Annotated in this window: 18 protein-coding genes; 7 read left to right on the top strand and 11 right to left on the bottom strand. The window is 37.2% G+C overall.

The genetic code is table 11. The annotated features are described in order from the left end of the window. Window positions 1-15 precede the first annotated feature (15 nt). Genes DNG35_RS09285 through DNG35_RS09295 form a run of 3 tightly spaced genes read right to left on the bottom strand, consistent with a single transcriptional unit; the run spans window position 16 to window position 3,237 of the window. Window positions 16-420 (bottom strand): response regulator, encoded by a 405-nt coding sequence (locus DNG35_RS09285; RefSeq protein ID WP_111128365.1) that lies wholly within the window; start codon window positions 418-420, stop codon window positions 16-18. Further along, a complete protein-coding gene (locus tag DNG35_RS09290) occupies window positions 413-1,552 on the bottom strand; it encodes a PAS domain S-box protein (RefSeq protein ID WP_111128369.1) in 1,140 nt (379 codons plus the stop codon). The genes DNG35_RS09285 and DNG35_RS09290 overlap by 8 nt, the downstream gene beginning before the upstream one ends. Window positions 1,553-1,593: 41 nt before the next feature. Next, on the bottom strand, window positions 1,594-3,237 hold the full coding sequence (locus DNG35_RS09295; protein WP_111128371.1) for an acyl-CoA carboxylase subunit beta: 1,644 nt from the start codon (window positions 3,235-3,237) through the stop codon (window positions 1,594-1,596). A gap of 168 nt (window positions 3,238-3,405) precedes the next feature. Here DNG35_RS09295 and DNG35_RS09300 point away from each other — a divergent pair, with 168 nt between their 5' ends. Both DNG35_RS09300 and ettA read left to right on the top strand, forming a co-directional pair. After that, window positions 3,406-3,588, top strand: a complete 183-nt coding sequence (locus tag DNG35_RS09300; protein WP_111128374.1) for a CAL67264 family membrane protein — start codon at window positions 3,406-3,408, stop codon at window positions 3,586-3,588. A 23-nt stretch (window positions 3,589-3,611) separates the two neighbouring features. Further along, window positions 3,612-5,303, top strand: coding sequence for an energy-dependent translational throttle protein EttA (gene ettA, locus DNG35_RS09305; RefSeq protein ID WP_111128377.1), 1,692 nt, complete (start codon window positions 3,612-3,614; stop codon window positions 5,301-5,303). A 151-nt stretch (window positions 5,304-5,454) separates the two neighbouring features. Here ettA and DNG35_RS09310 read toward each other — a convergent pair whose 3' ends face one another. Beyond that, on the bottom strand, window positions 5,455-6,408 hold the full coding sequence (locus DNG35_RS09310) for a transketolase family protein (RefSeq protein ID WP_111128382.1): 954 nt from the start codon (window positions 6,406-6,408) through the stop codon (window positions 5,455-5,457). Window positions 6,409-6,425: 17 nt separating this feature from the next. Then, entirely contained in the window at window positions 6,426-7,271 is an 846-nt protein-coding gene (locus tag DNG35_RS09315; RefSeq protein WP_111128383.1) for a transketolase, read from the bottom strand. 159 nt (window positions 7,272-7,430) lie between these two features. Here DNG35_RS09315 and tgt point away from each other — a divergent pair, with 159 nt between their 5' ends. The 5 genes from tgt to DNG35_RS09340 all read left to right on the top strand — a co-directional run bounded on the left by tgt (window position 7,431) and on the right by DNG35_RS09340 (window position 13,685). Beyond that, complete coding sequence (tgt, locus tag DNG35_RS09320; RefSeq protein WP_111128384.1) at window positions 7,431-8,561, top strand: tRNA guanosine(34) transglycosylase Tgt; 1,131 nt, start codon at window positions 7,431-7,433, stop codon at window positions 8,559-8,561. A gap of 2 nt (window positions 8,562-8,563) precedes the next feature. Beyond that, on the top strand, window positions 8,564-9,643 hold the full coding sequence (locus DNG35_RS09325; protein ID WP_111128385.1) for an LptF/LptG family permease: 1,080 nt from the start codon (window positions 8,564-8,566) through the stop codon (window positions 9,641-9,643). 64 nt (window positions 9,644-9,707) lie between these two features. After that, window positions 9,708-10,661: an acetyl-CoA carboxylase carboxyltransferase subunit alpha gene (locus DNG35_RS09330; protein ID WP_111128386.1), complete on the top strand. Its 954-nt coding sequence runs from the start codon at window positions 9,708-9,710 to the stop codon at window positions 10,659-10,661. A 174-nt stretch (window positions 10,662-10,835) separates the two neighbouring features. Beyond that, on the top strand, window positions 10,836-12,383 hold the full coding sequence (dnaB, locus tag DNG35_RS09335) for a replicative DNA helicase (protein WP_111128388.1): 1,548 nt from the start codon (window positions 10,836-10,838) through the stop codon (window positions 12,381-12,383). A gap of 42 nt (window positions 12,384-12,425) precedes the next feature. Continuing rightward, window positions 12,426-13,685: an asparagine synthetase B gene (locus tag DNG35_RS09340; RefSeq protein WP_199489112.1), complete on the top strand. Its 1,260-nt coding sequence runs from the start codon at window positions 12,426-12,428 to the stop codon at window positions 13,683-13,685. Window positions 13,686-13,691: 6 nt separating this feature from the next. Here the strand turns inward: DNG35_RS09340 and DNG35_RS09345 are convergent, their stop codons facing one another. The 6 genes from DNG35_RS09345 to htpG form a co-directional block, all read right to left on the bottom strand. Next, window positions 13,692-14,717 carry an OmpA family protein gene (locus tag DNG35_RS09345; protein ID WP_111128391.1) on the bottom strand — a complete coding sequence of 342 codons (1,026 nt, stop codon included), beginning with the start codon at window positions 14,715-14,717 and terminating at the stop codon, window positions 13,692-13,694. Window positions 14,718-14,790: 73 nt separating this feature from the next. After that, on the bottom strand, window positions 14,791-15,135 hold the full coding sequence (gene rplT / locus DNG35_RS09350; RefSeq protein ID WP_111128393.1) for a 50S ribosomal protein L20: 345 nt from the start codon (window positions 15,133-15,135) through the stop codon (window positions 14,791-14,793). A gap of 113 nt (window positions 15,136-15,248) precedes the next feature. Beyond that, window positions 15,249-15,446: a 50S ribosomal protein L35 gene (rpmI, locus tag DNG35_RS09355; RefSeq protein WP_111128395.1), complete on the bottom strand. Its 198-nt coding sequence runs from the start codon at window positions 15,444-15,446 to the stop codon at window positions 15,249-15,251. A gap of 35 nt (window positions 15,447-15,481) precedes the next feature. Beyond that, window positions 15,482-16,033, bottom strand: a complete 552-nt coding sequence (infC, locus tag DNG35_RS09360; RefSeq protein WP_255419917.1) for a translation initiation factor IF-3 — start codon at window positions 16,031-16,033, stop codon at window positions 15,482-15,484. 23 nt (window positions 16,034-16,056) lie between these two features. Next, window positions 16,057-18,003 (bottom strand): threonine--tRNA ligase, encoded by a 1,947-nt coding sequence (thrS, locus tag DNG35_RS09365; protein WP_111128399.1) that lies wholly within the window; start codon window positions 18,001-18,003, stop codon window positions 16,057-16,059. A 227-nt stretch (window positions 18,004-18,230) separates the two neighbouring features. Continuing rightward, window positions 18,231-20,114, bottom strand: coding sequence for a molecular chaperone HtpG (gene htpG, locus DNG35_RS09370; RefSeq protein ID WP_111128401.1), 1,884 nt, complete (start codon window positions 20,112-20,114; stop codon window positions 18,231-18,233). Between the last annotated feature and the right edge of the window lie 150 nt (window positions 20,115-20,264).

Raw genomic sequence — 20,264 nt, forward strand, 5'->3', positions numbered from 1 at the left:
TTTAGAATTTTTGTTTTACATATTCTGATTAAACTCAACAGCAATCTTACCCAAGTCTTCTGGTTTTATAGGTTTTACGATATAGCTTTTGACTTCGTTTATACGCATTGCTCTTTCGTAATCAGAAGGATCGATGGAACTGGAAATGATGTAAATAATAGTACTTTTATTGATATCTAATTTTCCGAATTCTTCTATAAATTCCCAACCGTCCATAATCGGCATGTTGATGTCGAGCAAAATCAAATCGGGTAGTGGTTTATTTTCTGTTTGGAGTTCTTTAATCTTGGTAATGGCTTCGAGGCCGTTATTGAAAACATCTGCACTATCACAAAAATCGGTTTGATTGATAATTCTTTTCAACCCAAAAATATAGATAGGATCATCGTCGATGATATATGTTTTTTTAATTTTATTCATGTTTGAGGTAAATTTTAAATGTTGTCCCTTTATCCACTTCGCTTTTTACTTTTACACGTCCTTTCATCGCCATAATCTGGTTTTTGGACATAAACAAACCTAAGCCTTTTGCATCTTTATGCTCGTGGAAAGTTTTGTACATACCAAAAAGTTTCTTACCGTGTTTTTTCAAGTCAATACCTAAGCCATTATCTTTAATCTTGATCATAGTAAAATCACTATTTCGCTTAGAGCTTATCTCTACAAAACTTTTTCTGTCTGGTGAACTGTATTTGATAGCGTTGGTGATAAAGTTAAGCAAAATACTCTCTAAGTAGGCTTCTATAGCCAATACTTTGTGAGTTTTATCAACTTTATTGATGATTTCAACATTTTGTTGCTGTGCATAAGTTGGTAAGTGAGGTAAAATATTAACCAGTGTCTTGTGAATAGAAACAGGTTTTAACTCATTAGCCGTTATGGTGTTTATAGATACAACTTCATTTAGATGTGTAATGGTTTCTTTTAAGCTATCGGAAGCAGAAACTAACATTGTAATGATTTCGTTTTCATCACCATAATCATTTTGATAAATATCTAAGAGCATCGATATGTTACCTGAATGTGATCGTAAATTGTGAGAGACAATTTGGGCAAAATTTTTAAGTCTTTCGTTTTGCTCTTTAGCTGTAGAGAGTACTTTTTTTATACGTTCTTCCGCTCTTTTTCGGTGGGTTATATCTACGATTTCTGCTGTAAAATAAAGTGGTTTGTTTTTTGAATCTCTAATGAGGGAAACCGCCAAGATGGCATAAATAACTCTACCAGCTTTATGTAGGTATCTTTTTTCCATCTCGTAAGTGCTTATTTTCCCGTCGAGGCATTTTTGAACCAATGCCAAATCTTTATCTAAGTCATCTTTATGAGTGATGTCTTGAAAGGTAAGTTTTTTAAACTCTTCTTCTTTATAACCCAATAATCTTGAAAGTACTAAATTGGTTTCTAACCATTGGCCTGTCGTAGAAACCAAGGCTTTACCAATTGCAGAGTTATTGAAAAAGTTTTTAAAAGTAGTTTCGGTAATTTGTAATTGTTCTTGTAGCTGATATTTTTTTGTAAGATTTTCTGTGGGAGATAGATCGTTGGTTTCCACGTGTTACTTATTAAGTGTTAGTTTTAGTTGGTTCTGATTTTTTAAACTTGTAAAACGCCAAGATTAAACTTTTTCTCGATGGGAGCGTGATTTGCTACTTCAATTCCTGTCGAAATCCAATTTCTGGTTTCTAAAGGATCAATAATCGCATCAGTCCAAATTCGAGCTGCGGCATAATACGGACTGATTTGTTTGTCGTAATCTGCTTTTATTTTGTCAAACAATTCTTTTTCCTTTTCAGGGGAAATTTCCTCGCCTTTTTTCTTGAGTGCAGCAGTTTCTATTTGCAACAATACTTTTGCTGCAGAATTACCACTCATCACGGCCAATTCTGCACTCGGCCATGCAGCAATCAATCTTGGGTCGTATGCTTTTCCGCACATCGCGTAATTTCCTGCTCCGTATGAATTTCCGATGACAATCGTAAACTTAGGAACCACAGAATTACTGACGGCATTCACCATTTTTGCCCCATCTTTGATGATGCCACCGTGTTCGCTTTTACTGCCCACCATAAAACCAGTGACATCTTGTAAAAATACCAACGGAATCTTTTTCTGGTTGCAATTGGCAATAAATCGGGTGGCTTTATCTGCAGAGTCAGAATAAATCACACCGCCAAATTGCATTTCGGTAGGTTTGGTTTTGGCACCAGTAGTTTTTACAATCTTACGCTGGTTGGCCACAATACCAACTGCCCAACCATCGATACGTGCATAACCTGTAATTAAGGTTTGCCCGTAACCTGCTTTATACTCGTCAAACTCAGAATTGTCTACCAAACGCTTGATGATTTCATACATGTCGTATTGTTCGGCACGGGATTTAGGTAAGATTCCGTAAATTTCTTCTTCTTTTTCTTTTGGTTTTTGAGCTTCAATTCGGTTGTATCCTGCTTTTTCGAAATCACCAATTTTCCCCATCACATTTTTAATACGATCGAGCGCATCTTTATCATCTTTGGCTTTAAAATCGGTCACTCCAGAGATTTCACAATGTGTGGTTGCTCCGCCAAGCGTTTCGTTATCGATGCTTTCGCCAATCGCGGCTTTTACGAGATAACTTCCAGCTAGAAAAATACTTCCGGTTTTATCTACAATCAATGCTTCGTCACTCATAATAGGGAGGTAAGCTCCACCAGCCACACAACTTCCCATAACCGCAGCGATTTGGGTGATTCCCATACTGCTCATCACGGCATTGTTTCTAAAAATGCGTCCAAAATGTTCTTTGTCAGGAAAAATTTCGTCTTGCATCGGTAAATAAACTCCAGCTGAGTCCACCAAATAGATGATAGGTAATTTGTTTTCGATAGAAATTTCTTGTGCTCTCAGGTTTTTCTTTCCCGTAATGGGAAACCAAGCTCCTGCTTTTACGGTTGCGTCATTAGCGACTACAATGACTTGTTTTCCTGATATTTTCCCTATTTTTACCACAACGCCACCACTTGGGCAACCCCCGTGTTCGGCATACATGTCTTCTCCGGCAAAGGCTCCAATTTCTATAGCCGATTTTGGGTTATCCAAAAGATAGTCTATACGCTCGCGGGCCGTCATTTTTCCTTTCTCGTGGTGTTTGGCAATTCGTTTTTCGCCACCACCGAGATAGGTTTTTTGTAATCTTCTTTTTAAATCAGAAACTAATAATTTATTGTGATCTTCGTTTTTGTTAAATTCTATATCCATCTTATAATTTGAAAGCCTAAGTTTTTATTTTTTTTGAGTAAAATAAAAATTTTACTCGAAGTTTACGAAAATACAAATTTTGAACTCTTTTTCTTTAAAGAAATTTTAAATTCATCGTTTTTTGAGATTATTGATATTATTTTTGTGTGGTTATAAAAAAAATAGAATATGGGAATGAATAAAAATACAGTTCTGGCTTGGGCAACATTCATCATGATATTTATAGGGATAGGAATGATTGCTTTAGGAATTTTTAAGTATGGTGATATTGCCGCTTGGGGGTTTGTTTCTGTAGGTATTGGCTTTTTTGCTAATGCTTGGGTGTTCAATGCTTTAAAAGGAAGAGTTTAATTTAAAATTTCATTTAGAAAAATATGTCAGACGATAAGAAAGTGATTTTTTCGATGTCGGGAGTTACCAAAACGTATAAAAATGCGAATACTCCTGTTTTAAAAAATATCTATTTAAGTTTCTTTTACGGAGCCAAAATCGGGATTCTTGGTTTAAACGGTTCAGGTAAATCAACCCTTCTAAAAATCATTGCAGGAGAAGATAAAAATTATCAGGGCGATGTGGTTTTTTCTCCAGGCTATTCTGTTGGTTACTTAGAGCAAGAACCGCAGTTAGACCCAGAGAAGACAGTGTTGGAAGTGGTAAAAGAAGGGGTTGCAGAAACGATAGCTATTCTTGATGAATACAACGCCATCAACGATCAGTTTGCTTTACCGGAAGTCTATGAAGATGCTGATAAGATGCAGAAACTGATGGATAAACAAGCTGAACTGCAAGATAAAATAGACGCCTCAAATGCTTGGGAAATCGATACCAAACTCGAAATAGCGATGGATGCACTTCGTACGCCAGAAGCCGATAAAAAGATTTCGGTGCTTTCGGGTGGTGAAAAACGTCGTGTAGCTTTGTGTCGATTGTTATTACAAGAGCCCGATGTGTTATTATTAGATGAACCTACCAACCATTTAGACGCCGAGTCGGTACATTGGTTAGAGCATCATTTACAGCAATATAAGGGAACCGTGATTGCCGTAACCCACGACCGTTATTTTCTAGACAATGTTGCGGGTTGGATTCTCGAGTTAGATAGAGGAGAAGGTATTCCTTGGAAGGGGAATTATTCATCTTGGTTAGATCAAAAGGCGAAGCGTTTGGCACAAGAGCAAAAACAAGCCAGCAAGCGTCAGAAAACATTAGAGCGAGAATTAGAATGGGTAAAAATGGCACCAAAGGGAAGACAAGCCAAACAAAAAGCCCGTTTGAACAATTATGATAAATTGATGAGCCAAGACCAAAAACAGGTCGATGAAAAGCTAGAGATCTATATTCCGAATGGACCTCGTTTAGGAACCAATGTGATTGAAGCAAAAAGCGTAAGCAAAGCTTTTGGTGATAAATTGTTGTACGAAGATTTAAATTTTAAATTGCCGCAAGCGGGAATTGTAGGAATTATTGGTCCAAACGGAGCAGGTAAAACCACAATCTTTAAAATGATTATGGGAGAAGAAACACCTGATGCTGGTAATTTTGAAGTAGGAGAAACGGCAAAAATCGCTTATGTAGATCAAGCGCACAGTAATATCGATCCTGAAAAAACCATTTGGCAAAACTTTAGCGACGAACAAGAATTGGTCATGATGGGTGGAAGACAGGTGAACTCTAGAGCTTACCTAAGCCGATTTAATTTCAGCGGAAGCGAACAAAACAAAAAAGTAAGTATGCTTTCTGGTGGTGAGCGTAACCGTTTGCATTTGGCAATGACTCTAAAAGAAGAAGGAAACGTGCTATTGCTCGATGAGCCTACCAACGATTTAGATGTAAACACGCTTCGTGCATTAGAAGAAGGTCTCGAGAACTTCGCAGGTTGTGCTGTGATTATTTCTCACGACCGTTGGTTTTTAGATCGTGTTTGTACGCATATTTTATCTTTTGAAGGTGACTCGCAAGTTTATTTCTTTGAAGGTAGTTTCTCTGACTACGAAGAAAACAAGAAAAAACGTTTGGGAGCAGATATTATGCCTACTCGAATTAAGTATAAAAAGCTCACACGATAAGAATAAAAAATCCGCTTTAAGCGGATTTTTTTGTTTTGATAGCATTCCGAGTTTGTCTATTGTCATGCTGAACCTGTCTGCCGACAGGCAGGCTTGTTTCAGCATCCCATCAGAAAAATATGTTTGCTGATAAGTAGATGCGAAATGACAATTACTTTCTACCAATCACTTTCTTAGCTTTCGTAATAATAGCTTCAGCATTCAATCCATATTTATCCATCAGTTCATCTGGGGTTCCGCTTTCGCCAAAAGTATCTTGTGTAGCGACAAACGCTTGTGGTGTAGGGTGATTTTCGGCTAGTACTCTAGCAACACTTTCTCCTAAGCCGCCCAAGTAATTATGTTCTTCACAGGTTACTACACAACCCGTTTTCTTTACCGATTTTAAGATGGCTTCCTCATCTAAGGGTTTAATGGTGTGTATGTTGATCACTTCTGCAGAAATGCCTTTTTCTTCTAGTTTTTCTGCGGCCTGTAATGCTTCCCAAACCAAATGTCCTGTGGCAACAATCGTCACATCAGCACCTTCGTTAAGCAATACTGCTTTTCCTATTTCAAAAGTTTGATCTTCTGGAGTGAAGTTTGCTACTTTTGGTCTTCCAAAACGTAAATACACAGGTCCGTCGTGTTCCGCGACAGCAATCGTTGCTGCTTTGGTCTGGTTGTAATCACAAGTATTGATAACGGTCATTCCTGGTAACATTTTCATCAAACCAATATCTTCTAAGATTTGATGTGTTGCTCCGTCTTCACCAAGCGTAACTCCAGCATGCGAAGCACAGATTTTTACGTTTTTACCAGAATATGCTACACTTTGGCGAATTTGGTCGTACACACGTCCTGTTGAAAAGTTGGCAAAAGTTCCTGTAAAAGGAATTTTTCCGCCAATGGTCATACCTGCCGCTATACCAATCATATTAGCTTCGGCAATACCTACCTGAAAGAAACGCTCCGGATGATTTTTTTTGAAATCGTCCATTTTTAAAGAACCCGTTAAATCAGCACAAAGCGCGACTACATTTTCGTTGGTTTTTCCTAATTCGGTCAATCCAGCACCAAAACCAGATCGTGTATCCTTTTTACCTGTATCTGTATATTTTTTCATTGTTGTTGTGTTATGTTTTAGTAATCACCTAAGGTTTCTGGGTTTTGAGCTAATGCAACTTCTAATTGCTCATCATTTGGTGCTTTTCCGTGCCATTCGTGCGTATGCATCATAAAATCGACGCCGTTGCCCATAACCGTGTACATCAAAATACAAACCGGTTTTCCTTTGCCTGTTTCCGCTTTAGCGTTTGTTAATCCTTTTTTGATGGCTTCTAGATTATTACCTTCTTTGATTTCAAGTACTGTCCAACCAAAAGCTTCAAATTTGGCTTTAAGATTACCCATATCCAAAACTTGATCGGTAGAACCATCTATTTGTTGACCGTTTAAGTCTACTGTAGCGATGAGGTTATCTACTTTATTGGCAGCAGCATACATGATTGCTTCCCAATTTTGTCCTTCTTGTAATTCGCCATCACCGTGTAAACTGTAAACTAAGTGATTATCCTTATTTAATTTTTTGGCTTCGGCAGCACCGATTGCCACAGACATTCCTTGCCCAAGTGAACCTGAAGCGACGCGCACACCAGGCAAACCTTCATGGGTTGTCGGATGCCCTTGTAGACGTGAATCGATTTTCCTAAAGGTATTTAACTCATCTACGTCAAAATAACCCGATCGCGCCAAAACGCTATAAAAAACAGGAGAAATATGCCCGTTGGATAAGAAAAACAAGTCTTCGTTAGTTCCGTTCATATTAAAAGACGGATTGTGCTTCATGATTTCGTTATAGAGCACGACGAAAAATTCTGCACAACCAAGTGAACCTCCAGGATGACCAGAGTTGACATTGTGTACCATTCTAAGAATATCTCGCCTTACTTGTATGACAAGATCATTTAAATTTTGGGAATTTGACATATGGTGTTGTTTTTGTTTTGCAAAAATAGGTTTTTATAAGCCCAAACCAAAACAAGAGATGATCCTTTTTTTAACGAAAAAATGAACTTGTAAACAATTTTATGGGATGTCTAAAGTTTGGGTTGAGTTAGTTATCTTTGCCCATAGAAAATTCGATCCATGTTTTTTGATTTAAAAGCGAAAGACCAACATTCTAAGGCAAGAGCAGGAGTAATCACTACCGATCATGGCATAATAGAAACGCCTATTTTTATGCCAGTAGGAACGGTAGGAACTGTAAAAGGGGTTCATCAGCGAGAACTCGAAGAAGAGGTCAATCCAGATATAATTTTAGGAAATACTTATCACTTATACTTACGACCTCAGACCGATATTTTAGAACAAGCAGGAGGTCTGCACAAGTTTATGAATTGGGATAGAAATATCTTGACCGATTCGGGCGGCTATCAAGTATATTCGCTTTCAGCAAATCGAAAAATAAAGGAAGAAGGGGTCAAGTTTAAGTCCCATATCGATGGAAGCTACCATACCTTTACTCCTGAAAATGTGATGGAAATCCAACGAACCATAGGAGCCGACATCATTATGGCTTTTGATGAATGTACCCCTTATCCTTGCGATTATAAATATGCTAAAAAATCGATGCATATGACGCACCGTTGGTTAGATAGGTGTATTCATCATTTAGAGAAAACACCTTTAAAGTACGATTATAACCAATATTTTTTCCCGATCGTTCAAGGAAGCACTTATAAAGATTTACGTCAGCAATCGGCAGAATACATTGCCAATGCAGGCGCTGTTGGAAATGCTATTGGTGGGCTCTCGGTAGGTGAGCCAGCAGAAGAGATGTATGCGATGACCGATGTAGTCTGTAGCATTTTGCCAGAAGAAAAACCACGTTACTTAATGGGTGTCGGTACGCCAATTAATATTTTAGAAAATATTGCTCTTGGCGTAGATATGTTTGATTGTGTGATGCCAACTAGAAATGCGCGTAATGGGATGTTGTTTACCGCTCACGGAACGATCAACATCAAGAATAAAAAATGGGAAAATGATTTTTCTCCTATTGATGAAATGGGAATTACTTGGGTTGATACTGCTTACTCCAAAGCTTATGTGCGTCATCTATTTTCGGTAAACGAATTGCTTGGCAAGCAAATTGCTACCATACACAATTTAGGATTTTATCTTTGGTTGGTGCGAGAAGCTAGAAAGCAAATTTTAGAAGGTACTTTTAGAACTTGGAAAGATAAAATGGTCAAACAAATGGATAAAAGGTTGTAGACTTGAAAATATTAGATTGGTATATATTAAAAAGGTATCTCGGCTCATTTTTAATGCTGCTATTATTGTTTATTCCTATTGGAATTACAGTGAACTTAGCAGAGAAAATCGACAAGATTTTAGAAAACGAAGTGCCTTTAGTGGAAGTCGTTAATTACTATATCGATTTTACGGTCTATTTTGCCAACTTTCTATTTCCTTTCTTTTTATTTTTATCGATTATTTTCTTTACCTCAAAATTGGCAAGCAACACAGAAGTTATTGCTTTTTTGAGTTCCGGTGTTTCTTTTTCCCGTTTTCTTAGACCTTATCTTATTGGAGCAACGATTGTCTGTTTGGCAGCACTAGTTTTAAGTATGTATTTGGCGCCAAGAGCAAGCGAGGGTTTCAACGACTTTAAATATAAATACCTAAAAAGAGGTAGTGAAGTTCAAGAAACAGAAAATGTTTTCCGCCAGATTAATGAAAATGAAGTGATTTACGCGACCAATTTTCAGGCAAAAAACAAAACTGCTCGTAACTTTACCTTAGAACATTTTGAAGGAAATCGTTTAAAATTTAAAATTAGCGCAAGAGACATCAAGTACAATGATGAAGAAAAAACCTATAGACTTAACGGTTACGAAAAACGAATTGTAGGTGAAAATAAAGAAGATATTCTCATTTCAGAAAATAAAAAAGATACGATTCTTCCTTTCGAATTTGATGCTCTTACGCCAGTAATATACATTGCAGAAACTCTAAACTACACAGAGCTTAGAGATTTTATTGAACAAGAACAGCGAAGAGGCTCGGGTAACATCAACCGCTATAAGGTGGTTGCCTATAAAAGACTTAGTGTGCCGGTTTCTGCTTTTATTCTTACCATTATTGCCGTATCGGTTTCTTCGGTAAAACGAAGAGGAGGAATGGGTGTAAATTTGGCGATAGGTATTGCTATTGCTTCTATTTTTGTATTTCTCGATAAAGTTTTTGGTACCATCGCAGAACAATCTACCTTTTCACCTTTGATTGCAGTTTGGTTTCCCAATATTGTGTTTGGAGTTTTAGCATTTTTCTTGTTGAGAAATGCGAAACGATAATTTAATCATAAATTAAATTAATGTTTATCTTTGTAAGCTACAATTTATAAAACCTGTATTTCGTATGGAATATTTAGATTTTGAAATTCCGATTAAGGATTTACAAGAACAATATGAAAAAGCCTGTAAAATAGGAGAAGACAGTGATGTAGATGTGTCTGAAACCTGTAAGCAAATCGAAAAAAAGCTTGCTGCAGCCAAAAAAGAAATTTATAAAAATCTTACCGCTTGGCAGAGAGTTCAGTTGTCAAGACATCCAGATAGACCTTATACCTTAGATTACGTAAAAGCACTGTGTGGCGATACTTTCCTAGAACTTCACGGTGATAGGAATGTAAAAGACGACAAAGCCATGATTGGCGGATTAGGAAAAATTGGTGACCAAACCTATATGATTGTCGGTCAACAAAAAGGCTTTAATACCAAAATGCGTCAATACCGTAATTTCGGAATGGCAAACCCAGAAGGATATCGCAAAGCTTTACGTTTGATGAAATCTGCAGAAAAGTTTGGTATCCCTGTCTTATCTTTTATCGATACACCAGGAGCTTACCCAGGATTGGAAGCAGAAGAAAGAGGTCAAGGTGAAGCGATTGCTCGTAATATTTTTGAAATGACGAGCCTCAAAGTGCCCATTTTTGTGGTCGTAATAGGAGAAGGAGCAAGTGGTGGAGCTTTAGGAATAGGCGTTGGAGATAAAGTAATGATGTTGGAAAACTCTTGGTACTCGGTAATTTCTCCAGAAAACTGCTCGTCGATACTTTGGAGAAGTTGGGATCAAAAAGAAAGAGCCGCTGAAGCTTTAAAACTTACCGCAGAAGATGCCAAAAAGCTTAAAGTGATCGATGCCATTATCAAAGAACCTTTGGGTGGAGCGCACAGCAATCGCCCGGAAATGTTTAAAACCTTAAAAGACGTCATTATCAAATCTTATGAAGAACTCAAGGAAACACCTATCGAAGAACTTATCAATACCCGAATGGATAAATATGCCAATATGGGTGTTTTTAAAGGCTAAGTTTTATAATAAAATTTAAAAAAAGCCGAAAGCGTTTGTTTTCGGCTTTTTTCATGCTTATCAACAAAATAAAAAAGTTATCACCAAGTTATTCATTAAAAGTGTTTACAAAAAGTCATTCAATTTTTAGAGAAAATCACGGCGCTCCAAACACATTTTTTATACTTTCGTGATATGGAAAAAGTAAAGGAAAATTTATACTATAACGAATCTAAGGGCAGTGTGATTGCTTTGCAAAAAGGCAAATTGCCGCCACAGGCCGTTGAGATAGAAGAGGTAATTCTCGGGGCAATGATGATCGATAAAAAGGGAGTAGATGAGGTTATAGATATTTTACATCCGGAGGCTTTTTACAAAGAAACGCACCAACATATTTTTAGAACCATTATCACGCTTTTTGAGAATAGTGAACCTATCGATTTGATGACGGTATCCAATCAGCTCAAAAAAGACGGAAAACTGGAAGTTTGTGGTGGGGATTATTATTTGATTCAGTTAACACAGAAAGTTTCCTCTTCTGCCCATATTGAGTTCCATGCCAGAATTATCTTACAGAAATTCATTCAGCGAAGCTTGATTAAAATTTCTAACGAAATTATAGAAGATTCTTATGACGAAAGCACCGACGTGTTTGATTTGCTTGACAAGGCAGAATCTAAACTTTATGAAGTCACGCAAGGCAATATCAAGCGTTCTTCAGAGACGGCGCAAAGTTTGGTGATTCAGGCAAAAAAGAAAATAGAAGAAATTTCCAATAAAGAAGGTTTAAGTGGTATTCCTTCGGGTTTTGAAAGGTTAGACAAACTTACTTCGGGTTGGCAGCCTAGTGATTTGATTATCGTTGCGGCAAGACCTGGTATGGGTAAAACCGCGCTCACGCTTTCGATGGCTCGAAACATCTCCGTCGATCAAAATATTCCGGTAGCATTTTTCTCTTTAGAAATGTCGTCGGTACAATTAATTACACGTTTAATTTCCAGTGAAACAGGCTTATCCTCTGAAAAGTTAAGAACTGGAAACCTCGAAAAACACGAGTGGGAACAACTAAACGTAAAAGTAAAAGGACTCGAAAAAGCACCTTTGTTTATCGATGATACACCATCGTTATCGATTTTTGATTTAAGGGCAAAAGCAAGAAGGCTGGCTTCACAACACGGCATCAAATTGATTGTGATTGATTACCTACAATTAATGACGGCCGGAGGAACACAGAAAGGAGGAAACCGTGAACAAGAGATTTCTACGATTTCCAGAAACCTAAAAGCCTTGGCAAAAGAACTGAATGTGCCTGTGATTGCACTTTCGCAGTTATCGCGTGCGGTAGAAACCCGCGGAGGAAGTAAAAGACCTTTGCTTTCTGACCTTCGTGAATCGGGTGCGATCGAGCAAGATGCCGATATTGTATCGTTTATTTACCGCCCTGAATATTATAAAATTGACGAATGGGATGATGAAGAAAGAACACCTACAGAAGGTCAGGCGGAATTTATTGTCGCCAAGCACAGAAATGGTGGTTTGGAGAATATCCGTCTGAAATTTATCGGTAAACTTGGTAAGTTCGAAAACTTGGAAACTTTTGATTTTTTATCGTCAGAAATTCCATCAAAAATGAATCAAGATGACGATGATTTTGCAGCGCCAAAACATTTTCCATCTCCAGATGATGCTTTTGGTAGTAACGAAGATTTCTCTGAAGACGACGAAAATAGCGTTCCTTTCTAATTTGGCAAGGTATTCGTAGAATATTTTCTATATTTAAGGACGATGAAAAAATTTATTCTACTACTTCTATTTTTATTTTCGATTTTCAAAGTTCAGGCTTCTTATATTCTCATCCCAATGGATGCCGAATCACAGGGCAATCACCTAAAAGCCTACGGAATTACCTATTGGGTTTTGGCACAACAGCAAAAGGTAAAATGGTTGCTTAATTATCGTGGCGGATCTTTTTTGATTCCCGATTTTGAAGCGGCAAGAAAAGAGTGTCAAATACGTGGTGTAGATTTTGAATTGTTGAGCGATGCTAAAGCGGAAGCAATTTTATCCGAAATCGAGAGTCCGTCGCAAAATATGAATGCTGTTATTCTCGAAAAAGCACCTAAAATTGCAGTTTATACACCAGATAGCAAAGCACCATGGGACGATGCGGTCACCATGGTTTTAACTTATGCAGAAATTCCTTACGAAACCATTTACGATAAAGAAGTTTTAGGTGATGAACTTTTACTGTATGATTGGTTACACTTACACCATGAAGACTTTACTGGGCAATACGGAAAATTTTACCGTAGATACCGAGCAACACCATGGTATATTGAGGAAAAAAGAGCAGCAGAAGAACTGGCAGCCTCTTTGGGTTACCAGAAAGTCTCACAAGAAAAATTGGCGGTCGCTAAAAAAATACGTGATTATGTTGTTGGTGGCGGTTTTATGTTTGCGATGTGCAGTGCGACAGATTCATTTGATATTGCTTTAAGTGCTGATGGTGTAGATATTTGTGAAGCCATGTTTGATGGTGACCCCAGTGAAGCTGGTTACCAAAGTAAAATAGATTTCAGTAAAACTTTTGCATTTACAGATTATACCCTGGAAAGAAGCCCGTTGGTGTATGAATTTTCATCTATAGATATGACGACTAAACGTAGAATTCCGAAGGAATTGGACTATTTTACTTTGATGAATTATTCGGCAAAATGGGATCCGATTCCTACAATGTTGTGCCAGAACCACACGGCTTTGGTGAAGGGTTTTATGGGGCAAACCACTTCATTTGATAGAAATACAGTTAAATCTACGGTGTTAGTGATGGGAGAAAACAAATCGAATGGAGAGGCGCGATACATTCACGGTATCAAAGGGAAAGGTTTTTTTACATTTTATGGAGGTCACGATCCAGAAGATTATCAGCATAAAGTTGGTGACCCAAAAACAGAGTTATCGCTGCATCCAACCTCACCTGGTTATCGTCTCATATTGAATAATGTTTTATTTCCAGCAGCTAAAAAGAAAAAACAAAAAACCTAATCGAATTTAATCGTCGTCTTCTTTTTGTTCTTTAATTTGATCTTCTTTTTCTTCTGAATCTTTTTTTCGAGCAGTAGGAGCTTTGTAAAAACTTTCGTCTGGTTTAACGATAATTTCTACACGTCTGTTCTTTTGCTTATTAGCATCGGTATTGTTTTCAGCCACAGGTTTTGTTTCTCCGTAGGTTTCGATTTGGTATGTGTACTCTCCAAATTCTTCTAGTCTCTTTCTCAGGAAACTTTCTACGGAAACAGCTCTGTTTTTTCCCAAAATAATATTGTATTCATGGCTGGCATCACTATCGGTATGACCACTGATAACAATCTCTGCTTTTGGAATTTTACTAATCGCTTTGATGAATTTTTCCAATCGGCTGGTTGCTCTTGGTTTTAAATCGTATTTGTCGGTATCAAACAGAAGATGAGCCTCTACATTAAGCCTTAAAACACCACCAACGGTTGCAATGGCGTCGATGTCTGAACCTGCTGTTGGCCCTGTGCAAAAACTTCCTAAATCAGTTAACCTTACATAGAAATAGATTTCTTTTTCGTTATCAGGAATTTTAGCTTTGGCAATATCGATACTCGATTTTCCACCATTTACTACGCCTAAATCTATCCAACGCTTATTGTCGGCAGAAATTTCTACTCTAAATTCTTCTACAGAAGGACCAATTTCAAAAAAATATAAATCCGGTCCATCGATGTCGATAAAGCCGTTATCGGTAAATTGGGCTACAATTTGTCCGTAGCAACCCACAGAAACATAGGAGTTGTCTAAATATTTTCCGAAATCGGGTTCGCCAGTTGCGGCTTGCGGATTGGTATAAATATCTTCGGCTTCGGGTTTACCTTCTCTAAATTTGATAATCGTATCTGCGAAAGCGACATTACCTAACGGAATAAATATTTCGGTTTTATCTTTTAGGGTGTAAAACTTTTTAAACTTGATTTTATCGACATCAAAAATTTGTGCTGTAGAAATAAGGTTTACAGCAAAAATAAGGGTTATGGTAAAGAGTAGGTTTTTCATGCTACCGTAAAAATAAAAAAAAACCTGCTCATTTAAGCAGGTTTTTCTATATAAGAGAGATATTGTTTGCAAATTATTTTACTTTCTCAACAATTGCTTTAAAAGCTTCTGGGTGGTTCATCGCTAAATCGGCAAGTACCTTACGGTTCAATTCGATATTGTTAGCTTTAAGCTGACCCATTAATTGAGAGTATGACATTCCGTGTAAACGAGCACCCGCATTGATACGAGTGATCCATAACGAACGGAAGTTTCTTTTCTTTGCTTTACGGTCTCTATAAGCATATAACATTGCTTTTTCCACCGCATTTTTTGCTACTGTCCAAACATTTTTACGACGTCCGAAGTAACCTTTTGCGTGCTTCATTACCTTTTTTCTTCTGGCTCTTGAAGCTACTGAATTTACTGATCTTGGCATAATTTTACATTTTTTGTAGTAGGCGATTCAACGTTTTATTTTAGTTTTCGTTGAATACTTTAATTGAGCCTAACTCCAGGGTTATTAAATTGTTTTAACCGGTTAAACTTGTATTACTTTAAGCGTAACTGAAGTTTAACATTGTTTTCGTCTGCCTCATGTACCAAAGTACTGTGAGTTAGCGCAAGCTTACGTTTTTTAGACTTCTTTGTTAAGATATGACTCTTAAACGCGTGCTTTCTTTTGATTTTTCCAGTAGCAGTAAGCTTAAAACGCTTTTTTGCACTAGATTTCGTTTTCATTTTAGGCATAATATCCTTTTTTAGTTATCTCTCTATATAAATTTTTACTTTGTCTTCTTTGGTGCGATAAACATATTCATACGTTTACCTTCTAATTTTGGCATTTGTTCGACTTTACCATATTCTTCTAGGTCTTGAGCCAATCTTAGTAATAAAATTTCTCCTTGATCTTTAAAAACGATAGAACGTCCTTTAAAAAACACATAGGCTTTTAGTTTTGCACCGTCTTTTAGAAACTTTATGGCATGGTTTTTCTTAAACTCATAATCGTGATCATCTGTATTTGGGCCAAATCTGATCTCTTTGATGATGACTTTAGTTGCTTTTGCCTTTAAAGCTTTATCTCTTTTTTTCTGTTCGTAAAGGAATTTTTTATAATCCATTACTTTTACAACAGGCGGATTAGCATTTGGTGATATTTCTACCAAATCTAATTCTTGCTCTTTAGCAATAGCCAATGCTTCTTTTACGGGGTAAATACCCATTTCTACGTTATCACCGACAAGACGAACTTCTTTTGCTCTAATTTTGTCGTTGATGTTGTGTTCATCTTTTTTTGGCTCTCTAAATGAACCTCTTGATCTTCTTTTGTGTATAGCTATGACTTTATAATTTTAAATTAAACTTCAAATGTTTTCAACGTCGATTTGATCTCTTTTTGCAATAATTCCGCGAAAGCGTTTACACGCATAGCACCCAAATCTTCGCCACCGTGTTTACGTACAGAAACCGTGCCGTCTTTTTCTTCTTGCTCTCCAACAATCAGCATATACGGCAGTTTATTGACTTCTGCTTCACGTATTTTCTTGCCCATAGTTTCACTACGGTTGTCAACTAGGGCGCGAATTTCGTGATTTTCTAGCAATTTTAAAACTTTTTGCGTGTAATTTTCATATTTCTCACTCAAAGACAGTACAATAGCCTGTTCTGGCATGAGCCAAAGTGGGAAATTTCCACCGGTATGTTCCAGCAAAATCGCCACAAAACGTTCCATACTTCCGAAAGGAGCACGGTGAATCATCACCGGTCTGTGTAGTTCGTTATCACTGCCTTTGTAGGTTAAATCGAAACGTTCTGGTAAGTTATAATCTACTTGAATTGTACCTAACTGCCAACTTCTGCCCAAGGCATCTTTGACCATAAAATCGAGTTTTGGTCCGTAGAAAGCAGCTTCACCAGTTTCAATCACATAGTTTAAGCCTTTTTCTTTAGCAGCATTGATGATGGCGTTTTCTGCTTTTTCCCAATTTTCATCAGCCCCGATATATTTTTCTTTGTTTTCTGGGTCTCTCAAAGATACTTGAGCCGTGAAGTTTTCAAACCCTAAGGAACCAAAAACATACAAGACCAAATCGATTACTTTTTTAAATTCATCGTCTAATTGGTCTGGCGTACAGAAAATATGGGCATCGTCTTGGGTAAACCCGCGAACACGTGTTAAGCCGTGTAGCTCACCACTTTGCTCGTAACGGTAAACGGTACCAAATTCTGCAAAACGTTTCGGTAAATCACGGTAGCTCCATGCATTAGCGTTATACATTTCACAGTGATGTGGACAGTTCATAGGTTTTAACAAAAACTCTTCGTCTTCGTTAGGTGTTTTGATAGGTTGAAAACTGTCTTCACCGTATTTAGCATAGTGACCCGAAGTTACATATAATTCTTTCTGACCAATATGTGGCGAAACCACCATCTCGTAACCTGCTTTTTTCTGTGCTTTTTTTAGGAAATTTTCTAATCTTTCGCGTAAAGCAGCTCCTTTGGGTAACCATAAGGGTAAACCTTGACCTACTTTTTGTGAAAAAGTAAAGAGTTGTAGTTCTTTACCTAATTTCCTGTGATCGCGTTTTTTGGCTTCTTCCAGTAGTTCTAAATATTCCTTTAAGTCTTTTTGCTTGGGAAAACTAATACCGTAAACTCTTGTTAGCTGCGGATTGTTTTCGTTACCACGCCAATATGCTCCAGCAACGCTCATGAGTTTTACCGCTTTAACAATTCCCGTATTTGGGATGTGCCCGCCACGGCATAAATCGGTAAAAGAATCGTGGTCACAGAAAGTAATATCACCGTCTTCAAGGTTTTCAATCAATTCTACTTTAAACGGATTATTTTCTTGTTTATAGAAATCTAAAGCCTCTGATTTGGAAACTTCACGTAAAGAAAACTCATGTTTTCCACGAGCAATTTCCAGCATTTTATCTTCGATTTTCTTGAAATCGTTGTCAGAAATTTTCTGATCGCCAAAATCGATGTCGTAATAAAAACCATTTTCGATGGCCGGACCAATCGTTAATTTGACGCCAGGATAAAGCTCTTGAATGGCTTGCGCCATAATATGCGAGCTACTGTGCCAAAAGGCTTTTTTACCTTGCTCGTCATTCCAGGTATAAAGTACCAAAGAACCATCGGTGGTGAGTTGGGTTTTCGTCTCTACGGTTTTTCCGTTGAAACTTGCAGAAAGTACATTTCTGGCTAATCCTTCACTAATGCTTTTGGCAACGTCTAATACCGAGACGCCGCTTTCAAATTCTTTGATACTGCCGTCAGGCAAGGTAATTTTAATCATGATTTTTTATTAAAAGAGCAAAGATAAGTAGTGCATGTTTTTATGCAATACTTATTTTTTAAAATTTTGAATAAAAAACTGTCTGGGTATTAATAACAGTTTATATCATTTCGCCTTGATGTAGGATCTCATCAATTTGATTTATAAATTAGGATGAGAACCTGAAACAAGTTCAGGTTAACGAAACGTTTTCCCAGACAGTTTTATATCCGCTTTAAACGAAAAAATTACTTGATCATCTCAAAGCTACGCTTTACAAAATTAGTAAGTTCTTCACCTTTGAGCAGGTTTTGTGATAGTCTCGCCAAGTCTAAAGCTTGTTTGATGAGCTTTTCCTGAGTTTCTTTTTCGCTGTTTAAAATAGTAGAAGTCAGTTCGTGGTTGGTATTAACTACCAAATTGTACATTTCTGGCATGTTGCCCATACCAAACATTCCGCCGCCACCGGTTTGCTGCATTTCTTTCATACGACGCATAAACTCAGGTTGTGTGATGATAATTGGTGCAGCATCACTACTCATGGCTTCTAGTTGTACGGTATATTTTTCCTTCGGTACTACCGTTTCAAAATCGGTTTTGAGTTTTTCTTTTTCTTCGTCAGAAAGTTTAGAAATTTGCTCTTCTTCTTTTTTGATAAGATTATCTACGTGATCGCTATCAACCCGTACAAAGCTTACTTTTTCTTTGGTAGATTCTAACTTTTGGATAAGGTGCGAAACAATAGGCGAATCCAACAACAATACCTCATAACCTTTTTCTTCTGCCGCTTTGATGTAGCTGTGTTGCTCGTCTTTATTAGAAGTGTATAAGAAGACCAAATTTCCGTCTTTATCGGTTTGGTTTTCCTTGATCGCTTCTTCTAATTCCGTGTAGGTATAATACTTGTTATTTACCGTAGGATAAAGAGCAAACTTGTCGGCTTTTTCAAAGAATTTTTCTTCTGAAAGCATACCGTATTCGATGACTACTTTAATATCGTTCCATTTCTTTTCGAAATCTTCACGGTTTTCGTTGAAAAGCGATTTGAGTTTATCGGCTACTTTTCTGGTGATGTAACTCGAAATTTTCTTTACCGCTCCGTCAGCTTGTAAATAAGAACGAGAAACATTCAACGGAATATCTGGTGAATCGATTACCCCGCGAAGCATGGTTAAAAATTCAGGTACAATACCTTCTACGTTATCGGTTACAAAAACTTGATTTTGATAGAGTTGTATTTTGTCACGTTGCATGCTCATGTCATTGGTGAGCTTCGGGAAATACAAAATTCCTGTAAGGTTAAACGGATAATCTACATTTAAATGTATATGGAATAACGGCTCCTCAAACTGCATCGGGTATAGCTCACGGTAGAAGTTTTTGTAATCGTCTTCTTCGAGATCTGTTGGTTGTTTTGTCCAAGCTGGTTCTGGGTTATTGATGATGTTATCAACGGTGACCGTTTTTGGTTTTTCATCTTCAGGAGCATCTTCTGCCTTAGGAAGTGTTTTTTCCTTGGTTCCGAATTTTATCGGAATTGGCATAAACTTGTTGTACTTGGTCAGTAAAGTTTCAATGCGGTTTTCTTCCAAAAACTCTTTTTCATCTTCATTGATGTGTAAGATAATTTCGGTACCTCTTTCGGTTTTATTAGCATCTTCGATGGTAAAATCGGTGGTTCCTTCACAAATCCAATGTGCCGCAGGCTCATCTTTATAGGATTTGGTAATGATTTCTACTTTATCTGCGACCATAAAAGCAGAATAAAAACCAAGCCCAAAATGACCGATAATTCCGCTGTCCTTGGCAGAATCTTTATATTTTTCAAGAAATTCTTCTGCTCCCGAAAAAGCCACTTGATTGATGTATTTTTCAACCTCTTCTTTGGTCATCCCAATCCCTTGATCGATTATGTGAAGGGTTTTGTTGTTTTCGTCAATTTTTACCTCGATAACGGGTTTTCCGTATTCTACTTCTGCCTCACCAATACTTGTTAAATGTTTTAATTTTAAAGTTGCATCGGTTGCGTTAGAGATTAATTCACGTAAGAAAATCTCGTGATCGCTGTATAAAAATTTCTTTATTAAAGGAAAGATGTTTTCTACAGACACATTTATTTTTCCTGTTGCCATATCTAAAAAAGTTTATGTTTTGATTTTGCAGGATGATTGACAATAAAAATACCATTTTAAGTTTTCTGTCAATCTGGCAGAAATTCTTATGCTTGCCTATTTAATTCAGAAATTAAAATATATTAGCAGTATAATTATTGCGTATATTGC

This window comes from Mesonia sp. K7 (genome assembly GCF_003233725.1).
Lineage (GTDB): Bacteria > Bacteroidota > Bacteroidia > Flavobacteriales > Flavobacteriaceae > Mesonia.